Origin of the sequence: Acuticoccus kalidii (assembly GCF_021556395.1) — a bacterium.
Classification (GTDB): Bacteria; Pseudomonadota; Alphaproteobacteria; order Rhizobiales; family Amorphaceae; genus Acuticoccus; species Acuticoccus kalidii.
In genome coordinates, this window is the sequence record NZ_JAKGCS010000024.1 from 550,677 (window position 1) to 565,243 (window position 14,567).

The window sequence follows — 14,567 nt, forward strand, 5'->3', positions numbered from 1 at the left end:
AGTGGAGGACATGAAGCTCGTCACGTTCGAGCACGACGGCGCCGTCAAGGCCGGCACCCTGGAGGGCGACACGATCGCCATCTGCGATGACGGGCCCGACGCGGACACCGCCGTTCTACAGCGCATCCGGTCCGGCGAGACCGGGCCGTGGCCGCCCATCGCCACGGTGTCCGTCGACGCGGTGCGCCTTCTCGCGCCGGTCCCGCGGCCGCTGCGCGACATCATCTGCGTCGGCAAGAACTATGTCGCCCACGCCGCCGAGTTCCACAATTCGGGCTTCGATTCCACCGGCAAGGAGGCGACCCCCTCCTATCCTGTGATCTTCTCGAAGGCGATGACCTCGATCGTCGGCCCCGAGGCCGACGTGAACGCCTCCCTCGATCCGACCAAGAGCGTCGACTATGAGGGCGAACTCGGCGTCGTCATCGGCAAGACCGCGCGGCGCGTCGCGAAAGCGGACGCGTTCGACTATGTCTTCGGCTACACCATCATCAACGACGTAACCTCCCGCGAACTCCAGAAGCGCCACAATCAGTGGGTCATCGGCAAAGGGCTCGACACGTTCTGCCCGATGGGCCCCTTCGTCGCGACCAAGGACGAGGTTCACGATCTCGATGCTCTGGAGCTCGTGACGAGCGTCAACGGCGAGGTGCGCCAACGGGCGGTGGTGAAGGATCTCATCTTCGACATCCCGACCCTCATCGCGACGATCACCGCCACCGCCACCCTTTTGCCGGGCGACATCATCGCCACCGGCACCCCGGCCGGCGTCGGCATCGGGTTCGATCCGCCGGTCTTCCTGTCTTCGGGCGATCGGATGGATGTGTCGATCACCGGGCTCGGCACACTGTCGAACCCCGTCGTCTAACCGCGACGGAGACCGCGCCGCCGGTGAGCGGCGCGGTCTCCGTGCGCACCGTTAAGCTGCGCCCGGCAGGAAGCGCGCTTCGGTCTCGATCAGCGCTTGATAGAGGCGGTCGGTCTCGGCGCGCCCGAAGGCGGTCGCAGGCGGGCCGAAGCGCTCGAACGTCTCGGCCAAACCGAGCCGTCGCGCCATGAACTGGCGCCCATAGGTCAAGAGCACGTCGATCGATCGGTTCATGAAGACGATCAGCGGCAAGAGCGCCGCCTCGATCGCCTCCGCCTCCGCCCGCGCCTCAGGCGTTCCCCGTTCCCACAGACGCTGGATTTTCACCTGAAGGGGCAGGCAGTCGGGCGCCGGGATGAGACCGTCCGCCCCCGCCCGCAAAAGCCGCGTGTGCTCGATGCCGCCATGGCCGCCGAAGCTCGCCAACGTTCCCGCCGTCGCGGCGATCAGCGGCTCGGCGTTCACCACCGGCCCCTCCGCCTTCGCGATGGTGATGGCCGGCACCTCCCGATGGAGCCGCAACAGCCCGTCTGCATCGAAAGCGTTCGCGAGATGCTCGGGATTGTTCTGGATGCCGATCGGGCAATCGAAGCCCTCGGCGATCTCGGCGAAGAAGGCGATCAGCGCCGCCTCGTCGAGCGGGCGCCGCAAAGGCGGCTGGAAGATCAGCCAATCGGCCCCGGCCGCGCGCGCATCGCCCGCAAAGGCGCGCTGCTCGGCCACCGTCTCGCCGGTCACCGTGACCGACAGCGGCGCGCGCCCGGCAAGGAGCCGCGCCGTCAGCGCTGCGATATCAAGCCGTTCGCGCGCATCGATGCGGTGCGATTCGGTGACGAGCCCCAACACCGCGACCCCGTCCGCCCCCGCCTCGACGACGTGTTCGACCTGGCGCGCCATCGCCGCCTCGTCGAGCGATCCATCCGGCCGCCAGAACGCATAGAGCATGGGGTAGACGCCGAACGGCCGGCCGCTTGTCTCGTCCATCATTCCTCCCGGTCCGACGTCTATTCATCGGACTTAGTGTGTGCATTCCTCACCTTGAAGAGACGAATCCTCAGATGAATGCTTGCGCCGAATTTTGCCGTGTGACAGTCTCCGGCGCAATCAGAAACGAGGACGAACGTTAGGGAAATGATGGCCAACCTGACCGAGCGGCTCGCGAGCCTTTACACCGGCGTCGTCTATGACGTGATGCGCGACATGGGCTTTGCCGCCGCCGTCCTGCCGCACGACATTCGCCCCCTCGACCCCGAGACCAAGATCGCCGGCCCCGCCTTCACCCTGCGCGGCCGCCCCGACAAGACGGTCGACGCGCACACCACGCTGCTCGAATGGACCGGCTTTCTGTCGAAGGCCGCGCCCGGCCATGTCGTCGTGTGCCAGCCGCAGGATTCGGTGCGGGCGCTGATGGGCGAACTCTCAGCCGAGACGCTGAAGCACCGCGGCGTGCTCGGTTATCTGGTCGATGGCGGCTCGCGCGACGTCGACTTCATCAAGAAAATCGGCTTTCCCGTCTTCTGCCGCTACACGACGCCGGTCGATATCGTCGGCAACTGGATCCCCGAAGCGTTCGACGAGCCGGTCACGATCGGCAACGTCGTCATCCGCGCGGGAGATTATATTCTGGGCGACCAAGACGGGACGATCGTCATCCCCGCCGCCGACGCCGAGCGCATCATCGAGCGCGCGGAAGCGGCCGTCACGACCGAGAATCTCGTTCGCGAGGCGATCATGAAGGGGGAAGACCCGCAACAGGCGTATTTGAAGTACGGCAAGTTCTAGCCATGGCGGCGGCCGCGGGCGCAATCGGCGCGAGCAATCTCGGCAAAGGCAAGATCGCCCTCGCCGTCTCGGTGCTCGGCGAGCAGATCGCGAACGGCGCGTTTCCAGCCGACAAGCCGCTGCCGGTGGAGGCGGATCTTGCCGAGAGGCTCCATGTCGGCCGCAGCGTGCTACGTGAGGCGATCAAGGTGCTGTCGAGCAAGGGCATGGTCTCCGCCCGCCCGCGCCATGGCACGGTCATCCAGCCGCGCAGCCGCTGGAACCTTCTCGACCGTGACGTGCTCCACTGGGTGCTGCGACCGGGTCAGGTCGATCCTGATCTCGTGCGCGACATCCTGGTCGCCCGCCGCATCATCGAGCCGGAGGCCGCCCGCCTCGCCGCGCTGAACTCCACCATCGCCGACAAGGCCGCGATCCTCGGCGCGTGTGCCGAGATGCGGGCCTCCGTCGGCGACGCGGAGGCGTCTGTCCGCGCCGATATCGCCTTCCACAACGCCATTCTGGAGGCATCCGGCAACGCCATCCTGCTCGCCTTTTCGCCGGCTCTGAGTGCGATCCTCAGCGCCTTCTTCCAGATCAGCATTCAGAACCCGGACGTCTTTCCCGGCAACCTGCCGGCGCACGAACGGGTCGCCCATGCCGTGGCGGCGGGCAATGCCGACGAGGCCCACGCCGCGATGCTCTCCGTCCTCTCCTACACCGAGGACGACGTCTCGGAGCGCCTGTCGCTCCATCCATAAAAACACGTTCGGAGGAACACTGTGATGAACGTCAAAACTCTCCTGCTCGCGACGGCCGCCGTCGCGACGTTCGCCGGGCCGGCCTTTGCCGAATATCCCGAGCGCCCGATCACGATGCTCGTCTCCTGGTCGGCCGGCGGCGGCACCGATGCGGTCGCCCGCGCCCTCGCCAACCAGATCGAGGCCGAGCTCGGCGTGCCGGTCAATGTCGTGAACCGCACCGGCGGGGCCGGCGTCGTCGGGCATACCGAAATGGTCAATGGCCGGCCCGACGGCTATACGATCGGCCTCGCGAGCGCCGAGCTGTCCACCTATTACTGGTCCGGCACGGCGCAGTTCACCGCGATGGACGTGACGCCGATCGGTCTCGTCAATCTCGACGCCTCCGCGTTCAACGTGTCCGCCGACAGCGAATGGACCGACCTGCGCGCCGCGCTCGATGCGATCGCGGCCGAGCCGGCCGGCACCTACAAGCTCTCCGGCATGGCGCCGGGCGCAGGCTACCACCTCGCCTTTTCGACCCTCCTCAACCATGAGGGCATCGATCCCAACAAGGTGACGGTCGTGCCGAGCCAGGGTGCGGCGCCGGGCTTCCAGGAGCTCGCGGCCGGCGGTGTCGAGATCGTCCCGTCCTCGCTTCCCGAGGCGAAGTCGATGATCGATGCCGGTCAGGTGAAGACGCTCGCCGTCCTCTCCGAAGAGCGCCTCAACGCCTTCCCCGACGTGCCGACGGTCAAGGAAGCGATCGACGTCGACCTCGCCGGCGGCACCTGGCGCGGCATCGTCGCCCCGAAGGGCATCCCCGACGAGGCGCGCGAGAAGCTCGTCCAGGCCGTCGAGACCGCGTGGAACTCGGAGGAATTCCAGTCCTTCATGGCCGATCGCGGCTTCGGCGTGACGTATCTCTCGGGCGACGAATTCGGCGAATATCTCGCGCAGCAGCATGAGCAGAACGGCGAGATCATGGGGCTCCTCGGCCTCCGTCACCGAGACTAATCATGCTGAAGGTCAGCGACCTATGTTCGGGGCTCGCCATCGCCGGCCTCGGACTCGCGATCTTTGCGCGCGCGCAAAGCTTCGTATCGGTCGGCGCTTCTCCGATCAGCCCCTCCTTCTATCCGGGGCTGGTCGGATTGGTGCTCACGGCCTGCGGGCTCGGCCTCGCGATCTCCGCCATCCGGCGCGGTGATGTCCGCCCCCTCGCGACGGTCCCCGCGTGGATGGCGCGGCCGGGCAATATCGTCGCCGTCCTGTCGGTGCCGGTCGCGATCGTCGCCTACGGGCTCGCGAGCCCAGCGCTCGGCTTCCTGGCGACCTCGGTGCTCGTGATGTTCGGCCTCCTCCTCGCCTTCCGTGTCAGCGTTCTGTGGAGCGTCGCGGTCGCGCTGATCCTCCCGGCCCTCCTCCACCTCATTTTCGTGGTCCTCATGCGCGTCCCCCTGCCGTCCGGCATCGTCGAGGGGTGGCTCCGATGAACTTCATCACAGCGGTTCAAGCCGTTTTCGAGCCGACGACGCTCGCCATCATCGTGGCCTCGGCGCTGTTCGGCCTCTTCGTGGGCTCCATGCCGGGGCTGACGGCGACGATGGCGGCGGCGCTCCTCGTGCCCCTCACCTTCTACATGGACCCCGTCCCGGCGATCGGCGCGATCGTGACGTGCTCGGCGATGTCGATCTTCGCCGGCGACATTCCGGGCGCGCTCCTGCGCATTCCCGGTACGCCCGCCTCGGCGGCCTATGTCAGCGAGGCCTATCAGCTCGGCCGGCAAGGCAAGCTCTCCAAGGTGCTCAGCGTCAACCTGATCGCCTCGGCGATCGGCGGCCTGTTCGGCGCACTGGTCCTCATCTTCCTCGCCCCGCAGCTCGCCCGCGTGGCGCTGAACTTTTCGAGCTATGAATATTTCTGGCTCGCGTTGATCGGCCTTTCCGCCGCGACGCTCGTCAGCACCGCCGATCCGCTGAAGGGCCTCGTCGCCCTCTTCATCGGCCTCTTCCTCGCGACCGTGGGGCTCGATGTCGTCACCGGGATGCCGCGCTACACGTTCGGCATGGTCGACCTGATGGGCGGCGTCTCGCTGATCGCAGCTCTGATCGGCCTCTTCGCCATCGCCGAGCTCTTCCGCAAGGCGGGGACCATCCACGAAGACCTGCCGCCACCCGAAGAGGTGCGCGGGGCGATCCTGCCGGCGGGGATCTCGGCGATCGTCGAATATCGCTGGGGCGCGCTTCGCGGCTGCACCATCGGCACCTTTCTCGGCATCCTGCCCGGCGCCGGGGCCGATATCGCGGGGTGGATCTCCTATGCCGTCTCGCGGCGCTTCTCACGCACGCCGGAGAAGTTCGGCAAGGGGCATATCGAGGGCGTGGTGGACGCCAGCGCCTCCAACAACGCCTCACTGGGTGGGGCCTATGTGCCGGCTCTGGTGTTCGGGATTCCGGGCGATTCGATCACCGCGATCGTGATCGGCGTCCTCCTCATCAAAGGCATGAACCCCGGCCCGACGGTGTTCACCCAGAGTGGCGACATCGTCGCGGCGATCTTCGTCGTCTTCATCCTCGCGAACCTTCTGTTGATCCCGTTCGGGCTGATGGCGATCCGCCTCGCGCGCAATGTGCTGTCGATCAATCAGCGCATCCTCCTCCCGGTGATCTTGATGTTCTCGATCGTCGGCGCGTTCGCGGTGAACAACGCCGTGTTCGATCTGTGGATCATCCTCGCGCTCGGCCTCGTCGGCTGGTTCATGGAAGAAAACGGCTTTCCGATCGCGCCGATGGTGCTCGGCCTCGTCCTCGGCAAGGTCGTCGAGGAGAGCTTCACCAACTCGATGATCAAGGCCGGCGGCAACCTCGTCGCCTTCGTCGACCGCCCGGTCGCCGGAACGCTGGCCTTCGTCTTCTTCGCGATCTGGTTGATCCCGCCATTCATCCGCCTCGGTCGCCGCCTCGCGCGGTGACGAACGCTGGCGCCGCCCCCCCGCGGCGCCAGCCTTTCCATGGCGCCATCAGCTCGGTGAGGCTCCGGCACCAGCGCGCGTCGGGATCGCGCGAAGACGTCGAAGAAAACTGAATTCTTCGAAAGTCAAACAGCCAGTTGCAAATGAAACTCAGAACGAATCTCAAGTCTTTGAAAGATTTGACGATCCGTTGCTTGCCGCCTATATGACCGCTCGCGGGCGTTGCTTCCGGGGCTGGCCACGGCAACGGTGACGACACCCGATCGCAACGCACGAGACGGTTGGAAATTCATCCCGCCCCCAAAGGTGTTGGACCACGCTCGCCACGCGGTGGGCGGGACGAACCGTCGACGGCAAATCAGGACCGCCCGCCATGTCGCCATTCGGGATCGCAGTGCTCGCGGTCAGCATGTCCGTCGATGCGTTCGCCGTATCGGTCGGGCGCGGGGCCTCGATCGGCCGCCCGCGCATCCGCGAAGCGCTGCGGACCGGCCTCGTGTTCGGTGTCATCGAGGCGGTAACGCCGGTGCTCGGCTGGGCTGCGGGCGTCGCCGCCAGCCGCTATGTGGAGGCGGTCGACCATTGGATCGCCTTCCTGCTCCTCGCCGGGGTCGGCCTCCACATGCTGTGGAACGCCGGACGACCGAGCGAGACGGTGGACCGCGGCGGCAACGCGCTCCTGATCCTCGTGGCGACGGCGATCGGCACCAGCCTGGATGCGATGGCCGTCGGCGTGTCGCTCGCCTTCCTCGACGTGAACATCGCCGTGATCGCCATCGCAATCGGCCTCACGACCTTTCTCATGTCGTCGGGCGGAATGCTCGTCGGCCGCCTGATCGGCGATCGATTGGGCCGCGCCGCGGAGGTGATTGCGGGCATCGCCCTTTGCGGGATCGGCGCGATGATCCTGGTGGAGCATCTCGGCCTCATCGGATGATGGGAGAGAGGCGGCCGTGTGGCCGCCCCCTCCGCCCCGCTCAGCCGACGCCGTTCACCCGGCCAAGGAACCCGCGAATGAGGTCCGCAATCTCGGCGGCGTGGGTTTCGAGCGCAAAATGCCCCGTCTCGAAGAGGTGGATCTCCGCCCCCGGCACGTCGCGCGCATAGGCCCGCGCCCCGTCCGGCCCGAAGAACGGGTCGCCGTCGCCCCAGACCGCGAGGATCGGCGGCTGATACTGGCGGAAATAGGCCTGCCATTCGGGATAGAGCGCGACGTTCGTCTTATAGTCGCCGATGAGGTCGAGCTGGATCTCGGCACCGTCCGGCCGGTCGAGGATCGCCTGGTCGTGGGCGATCCCGTCGGGGCCGATGCGGTCGCGGATCGCGTCCGGCACGCCGTGCAGATACTGCCAAAGCGTCGTCTCGCGGGTTTGGAGCGCCTTCAGCGCCTCGCGGTTCTCCGCCGTCGGGTTCTCCCAATAGCGCCGGACCGGATCCCAGGCCGGCAGCAGCCCCTCCTCATAGGCGTTGCCGTTCTGGGTGATGATCGCGGTGACGCGCTCGGGATGCATGGTGGCGAGGCGGAAGGCCGTCGGCGCGCCATAATCGAACACGTAGAGCGCATAGCGGGTGAGGCCGAGCGCTTCGGTGAAGCCCTCCATCGCCTTGGCGAGATTGTCGAACGTGTAGGCGTAGCGACCGCGCGGCGGGGCCTTGGTCGAACCGTAGCCGGGCAGATCCGGCGCGACCACCCGGTAACGATCGGCGAGCCGCCAGATCAGATCCCGGAACATGTGACCCGACGACGGATAGCCGTGCAGGAGCAGAAGAACCGGCGCGTCCTTGGGCCCGGCCTCGCGATAGAAGATCTCGAGCTCGCCGACATTCTGCGTCGCGTAGCGGGTGGTGATGGCGTTCATGATAGGCTCTCCGAAGAGGTGTTGAGGGCGTGGCGGCGCCGCTTTCCGGCGCCGCTGTTCGAGGGCGCGGCGACTCAGTCGTCGCCGGCGCCGGCGCAGCCTTCTTTCAGCCACAGCTTTTCGCGCAGGACCGCGATCTCGCCTTCGAGCGCGGCGATCCGTTCGTCGCGCACGGTAACGGCCTGTGCGACGTCCTCCGCCTCGAAGTGCTGCGGGATGTGTTGCGGGCAGTTGATGTCCCACGCCGTGATGCGCAGCACGAAAGCGCGCTCCACGCGGGCGCGATAGACGCCCGCTTCGACCTCCGGCGGCGTCACGCGGGCGATGAGCTCGGGATCATCCTCGACCACGCTGAGCTCGCCCCAGATCTTGATGCGCTGGCGCCGGGCATAGTTGATGAGGAAGAGGTGCGCCTTCCGGTTCTCGGCGGCATTGCCCATCGAGATATATTGCTGGTTGCCGGTGAAGTCGGCGAAACCGAGCGTCGTCTCGTCGAGCACCTTGATGAACCCGGCCGGCCCGCCGCGATGCTGGATATAAGGCTGACCATCCGCGCTCGCGGTGGCGAGGAAGGCGCTGCGCGTCCCGGCGAGGGCAGCGCGAAGGCGCCCGTCGACGGTGCTGCGCCAGCCGCCCCGCCTCTCGATCGCTTCGTAAAGTTCGCGCGAGCCCTTCGCCGCCTGCAAGGCTTTGACGGTGGGCGTGAACGCGACATCGCTCGCAGGATGCATCGCCATATGTGATCCCTCCTCCTTGCCGCATGGGTTGGCGCGGTGCGTGACCGTGCGCGGTGGGTCAGAGGTAGATCCGTCGGGACACGATAATAATACCCGTTCTTCGGCATTCACCCTTGCGCATTATGATGGTAATGCGCAAAGCGCGGGCGAGTGCATCGGGGATCGGGAATGGACAGGTTGCGCGGCATGGAGGTGTTCGTCGCGGTCGCCGACGCCGGAAGCCTCGCCGAGGCGGCGCGCCTCATCGGAATGAGCGCGCCCGCCGTGACGCGCGCCATCAATGCGCTCGAAACCCGCCTCGGCGTTCGCCTCTTCACGCGCACCACGCGCTCGCTTCGCCTCACGGATGCGGGGGCGCTCTATCTCGCGCGCTGCCGCGATCTTCTCACCGCCATCGCCGCAGCGGAGGAAGAGGCGGTCGGCCGGCATGGTCAGCCGTCCGGCCGCCTGCGCATCACCTCGCCGACCCGCTTCGGGCAGCTCCACGTCGTGCCGGTGCTGACCCGGTTTCTCGACGCCTATCCGCAGGTCTCGATCGAGGCGATCTTCGTCGACCGCGTCACCAATCTCGTCGAAGAGGGGTTCGATGTCGCCGTGCGGATCGGGCCTCTGCCCGATTCACGCCTCGTCGCGACGCGGGTCGGCACAGTGCGGCGCGTGGTGTGCGCCGCACCGGACTATCTCAGCCGCTATGGACGGCCGGAGACGCTCGCCGATCTCGCCGGCCACCGGCTCATCGCCGCGACGCCGATGAACGCGGCCGACGAATGGTCTTTCGGGGAGGCCGGAAGCGTCGCCTTCACGCCGCGCCTTCGCGTCAGCACGATCGACGCGGCGATCGCCGCGGCCCGCCATGGCTGGGGCCTCGCGCGCGTCATTTCCTATCAGGTCGTGGACGACTTCGCCTCGGGCACGCTCGTCAGCGTCCTCGACGAGGTGGACCCGGCGGAGCTCCCGGTGCATCTCCTGCGCGCCGAAGGGCGCGTCGCGTCCGCCAAGGTCCGCGCCTTCGTCGACCATGCGAAAGAGGCGCTCGGCCGCGTCCTCGCGTTTGAGGCCCCGTCGTCATAAATGGAGACCTGATGGGTGCCTCTGTCCAATCTGACCCGGGACGCACAAGAGATACCGCTGCTGAAGGGCGATAACCCGCAACTGTACAATTCGGACGGGATATCGATGAGGTTATCGTGAACGACGCCATCAGCGATGGCTGCCCATGGAAATGATGGACATCATACAAAGCCCTCTATGCCCACCTTGAAAGAAATATTCGATGGCGCCTTAACTCCCAGAGGGAGCCCTCCGGCGTCGCCGATCGAACTCTCGACCTCCCTCGATTATATCCGAAAGAACGGATATTATATACATTCTGCGGAAGCATTTATATTAAAGAATGGGAGAGAGATCCCAGACCTGACATATGCAATATTGGGACTAGATGGAGAAATGAATATCGAGGCTCATAACAATATCGAAAAATCCTTCGATCTAGCCAGATACAAGATCAATTTGGCCAATGAAAGCGGCGAAGATGTAAGGTTCGTTATCTGGCTGAGTGAAATATGATCGGAGCGCTGGTTGCTAGCGATTAGGGCTTTGGTCGAGACGGATTAGGTCTCAAGTCACGCCATGTTTGACAGACGAAGAACCAAGGCTGGCAGCGGGCAAGGGATCGGTTTGAAATAGCGGGCTTCACTCACGCTACGACGCTTGGCTGAGGACCCGTTTCGTTCCCACGACTTCTAGCAGTGCTTGTGATCCAAGCTAAACCGACAGCCCTCTCAGATGGCCGATTGCAAGACATGACCAAGGAAACCCAACTGGCCGTCGCCGATCTTCGCGCAACGCCGGATTGAGCAAGAGCCAACCGTCTGGTTCATCGCGCGTCTATGCGTTCACGATCGAGAGCCGGCCACCCTATCGGATCCACTTGGCTCGCAACGTGAACGGGATCGCCCGCGCGTCAGCGGGCGGCGATGCCGAGGGCGCGGGCGGCGACGCACAGATCCTGTAACGCGAGGCCGGTGCTGTCGAACAGGGTGCGCTCCGCCGCATCCGTGCGTCCCGGCACGGTGCCGGCGAGCACATCGCCGAGTGTGACGGCGCCGGCGCGCGCCTGCGGGACGGCCTCGATCTCACCCAGCGTCGCCGACTGTTCGATATCGTCCACGACGAGGCGCGCCGCGGTGACGAGTTCGCCGTCCATCTCCCGCTTGCCGCGGGTGTCCGAGCCCATCGCGTTGATGTGGGTTCCGGGCCGCACCCATTCGGCCGGAAAGAGCGGTTCCGCCGCCGGGGTGATCGTGATCACCACATCCGCCGCCCGCACCGCCGCCTCGACGGTCGCGGGCGCCGCCTCGATGCCGCGCGCGGCGAGACGGTCGCGGAGCGCCTCCACCCCCTCCGGGCTTCGACCCGCGAGGAGTACCCTCGTGAACGGGCGCGCGAGAAGCGCCGCCTCCACCTGGCTCGCCGCCTGCTTGCCCGTCCCGATAATGGCGAGCGTCGTCGCATCCTCGCGGGCGAGCGCACGGATCGCGATCGCGCCGACGGCGGCCGTGCGCGCCTCGGTCAGCCAGTTCGCCGCGACCGCGCCGATCACGCGGCCGGTCTCGCGCTCGAAGACGAGCGTGGTCGACTGGTGGTTGTCGGGCTTGTCGGCATGGCGGGCATTGCCCGGCCAATAGCCGCCGGCTTTGAGGCCGACGATCCCCGCCGAGGGCAGCTCGGCCGACTTCACGCCGAACGTGCCGCGCCCCTCGGCGACGCGCTCGCGAACGGCCGGAAACAGGCGCGCCGTCCCGGCGGCGAGATCGCGCAAGGCGGCCTCGACCGCCTCGACGGCGTCGGAAAGGCTCACCCGCGAGCGGGCTTCGGTCTCATCGACCACGATCATCATGCTGGCTTTCGTGTCGCGCTCAGGCAAAGCCCGGAAGGGCCGAAACGCGCGCGTAGAGGGCCGACGAGGCGTCGGCATAGGCTTCCATGATGGAAGAGTGATTTTCGCCCGGCGCCACGAAGAAATCGGCATCGAGCCCGGCGACCTGGCACTTCTCGGCATAGAGCGCGGACTGGGCGATCCAGCCGGGGCTTTCCGCGCCGCCGACGACGATCTCCATCGCGACGCCCTCGGGCGGCGTCATCCGCATCGGGCTCACCGCGTCGACATCGGCCGGATCGAGCCGGATCTCCGCATTGACCGAGACGGACGGAACCGGCGTCAGATCGTAGAGCCCGCTGACGAGGACGAGGCTCCTCACCGTGCCCGCCGTCCGGGCGCGATGCTCCGGGGCGCTGAGCGCGGCGGCGAGGAGATGCGCCCCGGCGCTGTGGCCGGAGGCGACGACGCGCGCCGGGTCGAAGCCATGGGCTTCGGCGAGCTTCGGCAGCGCGGCGAGAAGGTCGGCGGTCTGCGCCACGATCTCCGCGACGGTGGCGGCGGGGCAAAGCTGGTAATTCGCGGCGATGAAGGTCGTGCCGTTCGCCACCAGCGGATCGGCGAGGAAGCTGAAATCGCGCTTGTCGCGACCGCGCCAGTATCCGCCATGGAGGAAGAGATGGGCGGGGCCGCCGGCCGCTCCCTGAAAGAGGTCGAGCGTGCTGTCGGGCCGTGCGCCATAGGCAATGTCGCCGACGAAGGCGAGGCGCTCGCGCGTTGCCGCGCTGCTCTCATCGGCGCGGTCGCGATATTGGGCCGAATCCGGCGTCGTGACGCGCGGATTATACTGCCACTCGTGATCGCGGCGGCTCACGCGGCCACCTCGCGCGCCATCAGATGCTCCCAGAGCTGGCGGCGATGATGGGCGAAGGCGGGACTTTCGCGGATCTCCTCGCCCCGCCCGGCGCGCGGACGGGGAATGTCGATATCGATGATGGTCGCGATCCGCCCCGGCCGCGCCGACATCACGACGACGCGGTCGGCGAGCATGATCGCCTCGTCGATCGAGTGGGTGACGAACATGATCGTCTTCGCCATCCGCTCGGACAGCGCGAGCATTTCATTCTGGAGAATTTCGCGCGTCAGGGCGTCGAGCGCACCGAACGGCTCGTCGAGCAGCAGGATGGCCGGGTCGACGGCGAGCGCGCGGGCGATCCCGATGCGCTGCTGCATCCCGCCCGACATCTGGCGCGGATAGTGATCGGCGAAGGCGGCGAGGCCGACGGTTTCGAGCGCGGTGCGGATGCGCTCCTTCTGCTCCGCCTTCGGAACGCGGCGCGCGTCGAGCGCGAAGGCGATGTTGCGCGCGGCGGTCAGCCACGGCAGGAGCCCGTATTGCTGGAAGACGAAGCCGCGCTCGGGCCCCGGTCCGGTGATCTCCCGCCCGTCGATCTTCACCGATCCCGCGGTGCGCTCTTCGAGGCCCTGGACGATCCGCAACATCGTGGTCTTGCCGCAACCCGACGGCCCGACGATCGTGATGAACTCACCCGCAGCGACGTCGAGATCGAAGCCTGCCAGCGCTTCCACCGTCCGTCCCTGACGGTCGACGAAGGTCTTGGACAGGCCGGAAATGGAGAGGGTCTTCATGCTAATCGGCTCCGGCGGGATCGGGCACCGGCGGTGCCCGCGGGAAAGCCACGGGCGCAACGCGCCCGCGGCGATGGTGTCGGTCGGCTCAGTTCTCGAAGCGACCGATCTCGTCGAGAACCTCCAACAGGATCGACTGGTCGAGGACGGCCTCGACCGGCAGGACCTCCGGCTGCATGCCGGCGGCCACGTTGAGCTCCTGCATGTACGTCGCGGCCTCGTCGCTCACGAGGCCGTCCGGGTTCCAGATGCCGCCGGTGTAGAAGTCGTAGAAGGCGGCAAGGTCCTCATCGGAAAAATCGAAATGCGCCTTCGCGATCTCGAGGGCCTCCGCTTCGTTCTCGAAGATGAAGCGGGTGGCGAGCAGCTCGGCGGTGATGAAGCGCTTGAGGACGTCGCGGCGCGTCTCGATGCTCTTCACCGACACGTCCCAGGGCAGCATCACATAATTCGGCAGCGCCTCGCCGACGACGGACATGAGGTCGATGCCTTCGGCGCGGTCGGCCTGGGGCGAATAGGAGGCGACCGTGGCGTCGACCGTGCCGGCGAGGATCGCGTTGCGACGCGCGCTGGAGCCGGAAACGGCGACCCAGTTGATCGTGTCGATCTCCGCCTCCGGAACGCCCGCCTGACGCAGCAGCGCGAGGATCACGACATGAGGCAGAGAACCGGGGCTCGACACGGCGATGTTCTTGCCCGGAAAGTCCTCGATGGAGGAAATGCCCGAGTCCGGCCGGACCCAGAGCGCATAATGCAGACCCGTCGCGATCCCGCCGATCGTGCGGACCTCGGCGCCCTTGCCGACGGCGATCAGCGTCTCGGCCATACCCGCCTCGATCACGTCCGACGAGCCGGAGATCAGGCTGCGGATGGGGATCGAGGAGTCGGCGATATGATCGAACGACACGTCGAGACCCTGGTCGGCGTAAAAGCCCTTATCCTGCGCGACGAACTCCGGGAGGCTGACGAACATCTTCGCCGGGAGCGCGACGGAGAGCCTGTCGGCGGCTTGGGCGACCGGGGCGGTGAGCCCGGCCGCGGCGATCGTCGCGGCGATCGCCAAACGCGTCATCGTGCCTTTGATCTTCATGGGACGTCTT

General features: G+C 66.8%; 16 protein-coding genes. 9 read left to right on the forward strand and 7 right to left on the reverse strand.

Going from position 1 to position 14,567, the window contains the following annotated elements; all coding sequences use genetic code 11:
* The first annotated feature begins 10 nt into the window (after positions 1–10).
* The gene (locus L1787_RS16035; RefSeq protein WP_235709836.1) at positions 11–868 is read left to right on the forward strand and encodes a fumarylacetoacetate hydrolase family protein; all 858 of its coding nucleotides are present in this window, start codon (positions 11–13) and stop codon (positions 866–868) included.
* Between the two features lie 51 nt (positions 869–919).
* Here the strand turns inward: L1787_RS16035 and L1787_RS16040 are convergent, their stop codons facing one another.
* Positions 920–1,852 carry a dihydrodipicolinate synthase family protein gene (locus tag L1787_RS16040; protein WP_235709837.1) on the reverse strand — a complete coding sequence of 311 codons (933 nt, stop codon included), beginning with the start codon at positions 1,850–1,852 and terminating at the stop codon, positions 920–922.
* Between the two features lie 147 nt (positions 1,853–1,999).
* Between L1787_RS16040 and L1787_RS16045 the strand changes: the two genes are divergently transcribed.
* The 6 genes from L1787_RS16045 to L1787_RS16070 all read left to right on the forward strand — a co-directional run bounded on the left by L1787_RS16045 (position 2,000) and on the right by L1787_RS16070 (position 7,280).
* On the forward strand, positions 2,000–2,650 hold the full coding sequence (locus L1787_RS16045; protein WP_235709838.1) for an RraA family protein: 651 nt from the start codon (positions 2,000–2,002) through the stop codon (positions 2,648–2,650).
* A gap of 2 nt (positions 2,651–2,652) precedes the next feature.
* Positions 2,653–3,390 carry a FadR/GntR family transcriptional regulator gene (locus L1787_RS16050; RefSeq protein WP_235709839.1) on the forward strand — a complete coding sequence of 246 codons (738 nt, stop codon included), beginning with the start codon at positions 2,653–2,655 and terminating at the stop codon, positions 3,388–3,390.
* 24 nt (positions 3,391–3,414) lie between these two features.
* On the forward strand, positions 3,415–4,386 hold the full coding sequence (locus L1787_RS16055) for a tripartite tricarboxylate transporter substrate binding protein (protein WP_235709840.1): 972 nt from the start codon (positions 3,415–3,417) through the stop codon (positions 4,384–4,386).
* A gap of 2 nt (positions 4,387–4,388) precedes the next feature.
* The gene (locus L1787_RS16060) at positions 4,389–4,865 is read left to right on the forward strand and encodes a tripartite tricarboxylate transporter TctB family protein (RefSeq protein WP_235709841.1); all 477 of its coding nucleotides are present in this window, start codon (positions 4,389–4,391) and stop codon (positions 4,863–4,865) included.
* A complete protein-coding gene (locus L1787_RS16065; RefSeq protein ID WP_235709842.1) occupies positions 4,862–6,343 on the forward strand; it encodes a tripartite tricarboxylate transporter permease in 1,482 nt (493 codons plus the stop codon). The genes L1787_RS16060 and L1787_RS16065 overlap by 4 nt, the downstream gene beginning before the upstream one ends.
* Before the next feature lie 373 nt (positions 6,344–6,716).
* Positions 6,717–7,280: a manganese efflux pump MntP gene (locus L1787_RS16070; protein ID WP_235709843.1), complete on the forward strand. Its 564-nt coding sequence runs from the start codon at positions 6,717–6,719 to the stop codon at positions 7,278–7,280.
* A 40-nt stretch (positions 7,281–7,320) separates the two neighbouring features.
* On the opposite strand, the gene L1787_RS16075 is transcribed toward L1787_RS16070, so the two are convergent.
* Both L1787_RS16075 and L1787_RS16080 read right to left on the reverse strand, forming a co-directional pair.
* Complete coding sequence (locus L1787_RS16075; protein WP_235709844.1) at positions 7,321–8,202, reverse strand: alpha/beta fold hydrolase; 882 nt, start codon at positions 8,200–8,202, stop codon at positions 7,321–7,323.
* 74 nt (positions 8,203–8,276) lie between these two features.
* Positions 8,277–8,939, reverse strand: a complete 663-nt coding sequence (locus L1787_RS16080) for a pyridoxamine 5'-phosphate oxidase family protein (RefSeq protein WP_235709845.1) — start codon at positions 8,937–8,939, stop codon at positions 8,277–8,279.
* 168 nt (positions 8,940–9,107) lie between these two features.
* Here L1787_RS16080 and L1787_RS16085 point away from each other — a divergent pair, with 168 nt between their 5' ends.
* Positions 9,108–10,010, forward strand: coding sequence for a LysR family transcriptional regulator (locus L1787_RS16085; protein WP_235709846.1), 903 nt, complete (start codon positions 9,108–9,110; stop codon positions 10,008–10,010).
* A gap of 135 nt (positions 10,011–10,145) precedes the next feature.
* Positions 10,146–10,505, forward strand: a complete 360-nt coding sequence (locus tag L1787_RS16090) for a hypothetical protein (protein ID WP_235709847.1) — start codon at positions 10,146–10,148, stop codon at positions 10,503–10,505.
* 397 nt (positions 10,506–10,902) lie between these two features.
* On the opposite strand, the gene L1787_RS16095 is transcribed toward L1787_RS16090, so the two are convergent.
* From L1787_RS16095 to L1787_RS16110, 4 genes are all read right to left on the reverse strand, one after another.
* Positions 10,903–11,838, reverse strand: coding sequence for an ornithine cyclodeaminase family protein (locus tag L1787_RS16095; protein ID WP_235709848.1), 936 nt, complete (start codon positions 11,836–11,838; stop codon positions 10,903–10,905).
* Between the two features lie 19 nt (positions 11,839–11,857).
* The gene (locus tag L1787_RS16100) at positions 11,858–12,691 is read right to left on the reverse strand and encodes an alpha/beta hydrolase (RefSeq protein WP_235709849.1); all 834 of its coding nucleotides are present in this window, start codon (positions 12,689–12,691) and stop codon (positions 11,858–11,860) included.
* A complete protein-coding gene (locus tag L1787_RS16105; protein WP_235709850.1) occupies positions 12,688–13,467 on the reverse strand; it encodes an ABC transporter ATP-binding protein in 780 nt (259 codons plus the stop codon). The genes L1787_RS16100 and L1787_RS16105 overlap by 4 nt, the downstream gene beginning before the upstream one ends.
* A gap of 88 nt (positions 13,468–13,555) precedes the next feature.
* Positions 13,556–14,557, reverse strand: coding sequence for an ABC transporter substrate-binding protein (locus L1787_RS16110; protein ID WP_235709851.1), 1,002 nt, complete (start codon positions 14,555–14,557; stop codon positions 13,556–13,558).
* Positions 14,558–14,567 lie beyond the last annotated feature (10 nt).

What these genes read in the sequence shown, in the direction of transcription:
- L1787_RS16035 (WP_235709836.1), top strand. Translation starts at nt 11, where the DNA reads ATGAAGCTCGTCACGTTCGAGCACGACGGCGCCGTCAAGGCCGGCACC.
- L1787_RS16040 (WP_235709837.1), bottom strand. Translation starts at nt 1,852, where the DNA reads ATGGACGAGACAAGCGGCCGGCCGTTCGGCGTCTACCCCATGCTCTAT.
- L1787_RS16045 (WP_235709838.1), top strand. Translation starts at nt 2,000, where the DNA reads ATGATGGCCAACCTGACCGAGCGGCTCGCGAGCCTTTACACCGGCGTC.
- L1787_RS16050 (WP_235709839.1), top strand. Translation starts at nt 2,653, where the DNA reads ATGGCGGCGGCCGCGGGCGCAATCGGCGCGAGCAATCTCGGCAAAGGC.
- L1787_RS16055 (WP_235709840.1), top strand. Translation starts at nt 3,415, where the DNA reads ATGAACGTCAAAACTCTCCTGCTCGCGACGGCCGCCGTCGCGACGTTC.
- L1787_RS16060 (WP_235709841.1), top strand. Translation starts at nt 4,389, where the DNA reads ATGCTGAAGGTCAGCGACCTATGTTCGGGGCTCGCCATCGCCGGCCTC.
- L1787_RS16065 (WP_235709842.1), top strand. Translation starts at nt 4,862, where the DNA reads ATGAACTTCATCACAGCGGTTCAAGCCGTTTTCGAGCCGACGACGCTC.
- L1787_RS16070 (WP_235709843.1), top strand. Translation starts at nt 6,717, where the DNA reads ATGTCGCCATTCGGGATCGCAGTGCTCGCGGTCAGCATGTCCGTCGAT.
- L1787_RS16075 (WP_235709844.1), bottom strand. Translation starts at nt 8,202, where the DNA reads ATGAACGCCATCACCACCCGCTACGCGACGCAGAATGTCGGCGAGCTC.
- L1787_RS16080 (WP_235709845.1), bottom strand. Translation starts at nt 8,939, where the DNA reads ATGGCGATGCATCCTGCGAGCGATGTCGCGTTCACGCCCACCGTCAAA.
- L1787_RS16085 (WP_235709846.1), top strand. Translation starts at nt 9,108, where the DNA reads ATGGACAGGTTGCGCGGCATGGAGGTGTTCGTCGCGGTCGCCGACGCC.
- L1787_RS16090 (WP_235709847.1), top strand. Translation starts at nt 10,146, where the DNA reads ATGGCTGCCCATGGAAATGATGGACATCATACAAAGCCCTCTATGCCC.
- L1787_RS16095 (WP_235709848.1), bottom strand. Translation starts at nt 11,838, where the DNA reads ATGATGATCGTGGTCGATGAGACCGAAGCCCGCTCGCGGGTGAGCCTT.
- L1787_RS16105 (WP_235709850.1), bottom strand. Translation starts at nt 13,467, where the DNA reads ATGAAGACCCTCTCCATTTCCGGCCTGTCCAAGACCTTCGTCGACCGT.
- L1787_RS16110 (WP_235709851.1), bottom strand. Translation starts at nt 14,557, where the DNA reads ATGAAGATCAAAGGCACGATGACGCGTTTGGCGATCGCCGCGACGATC.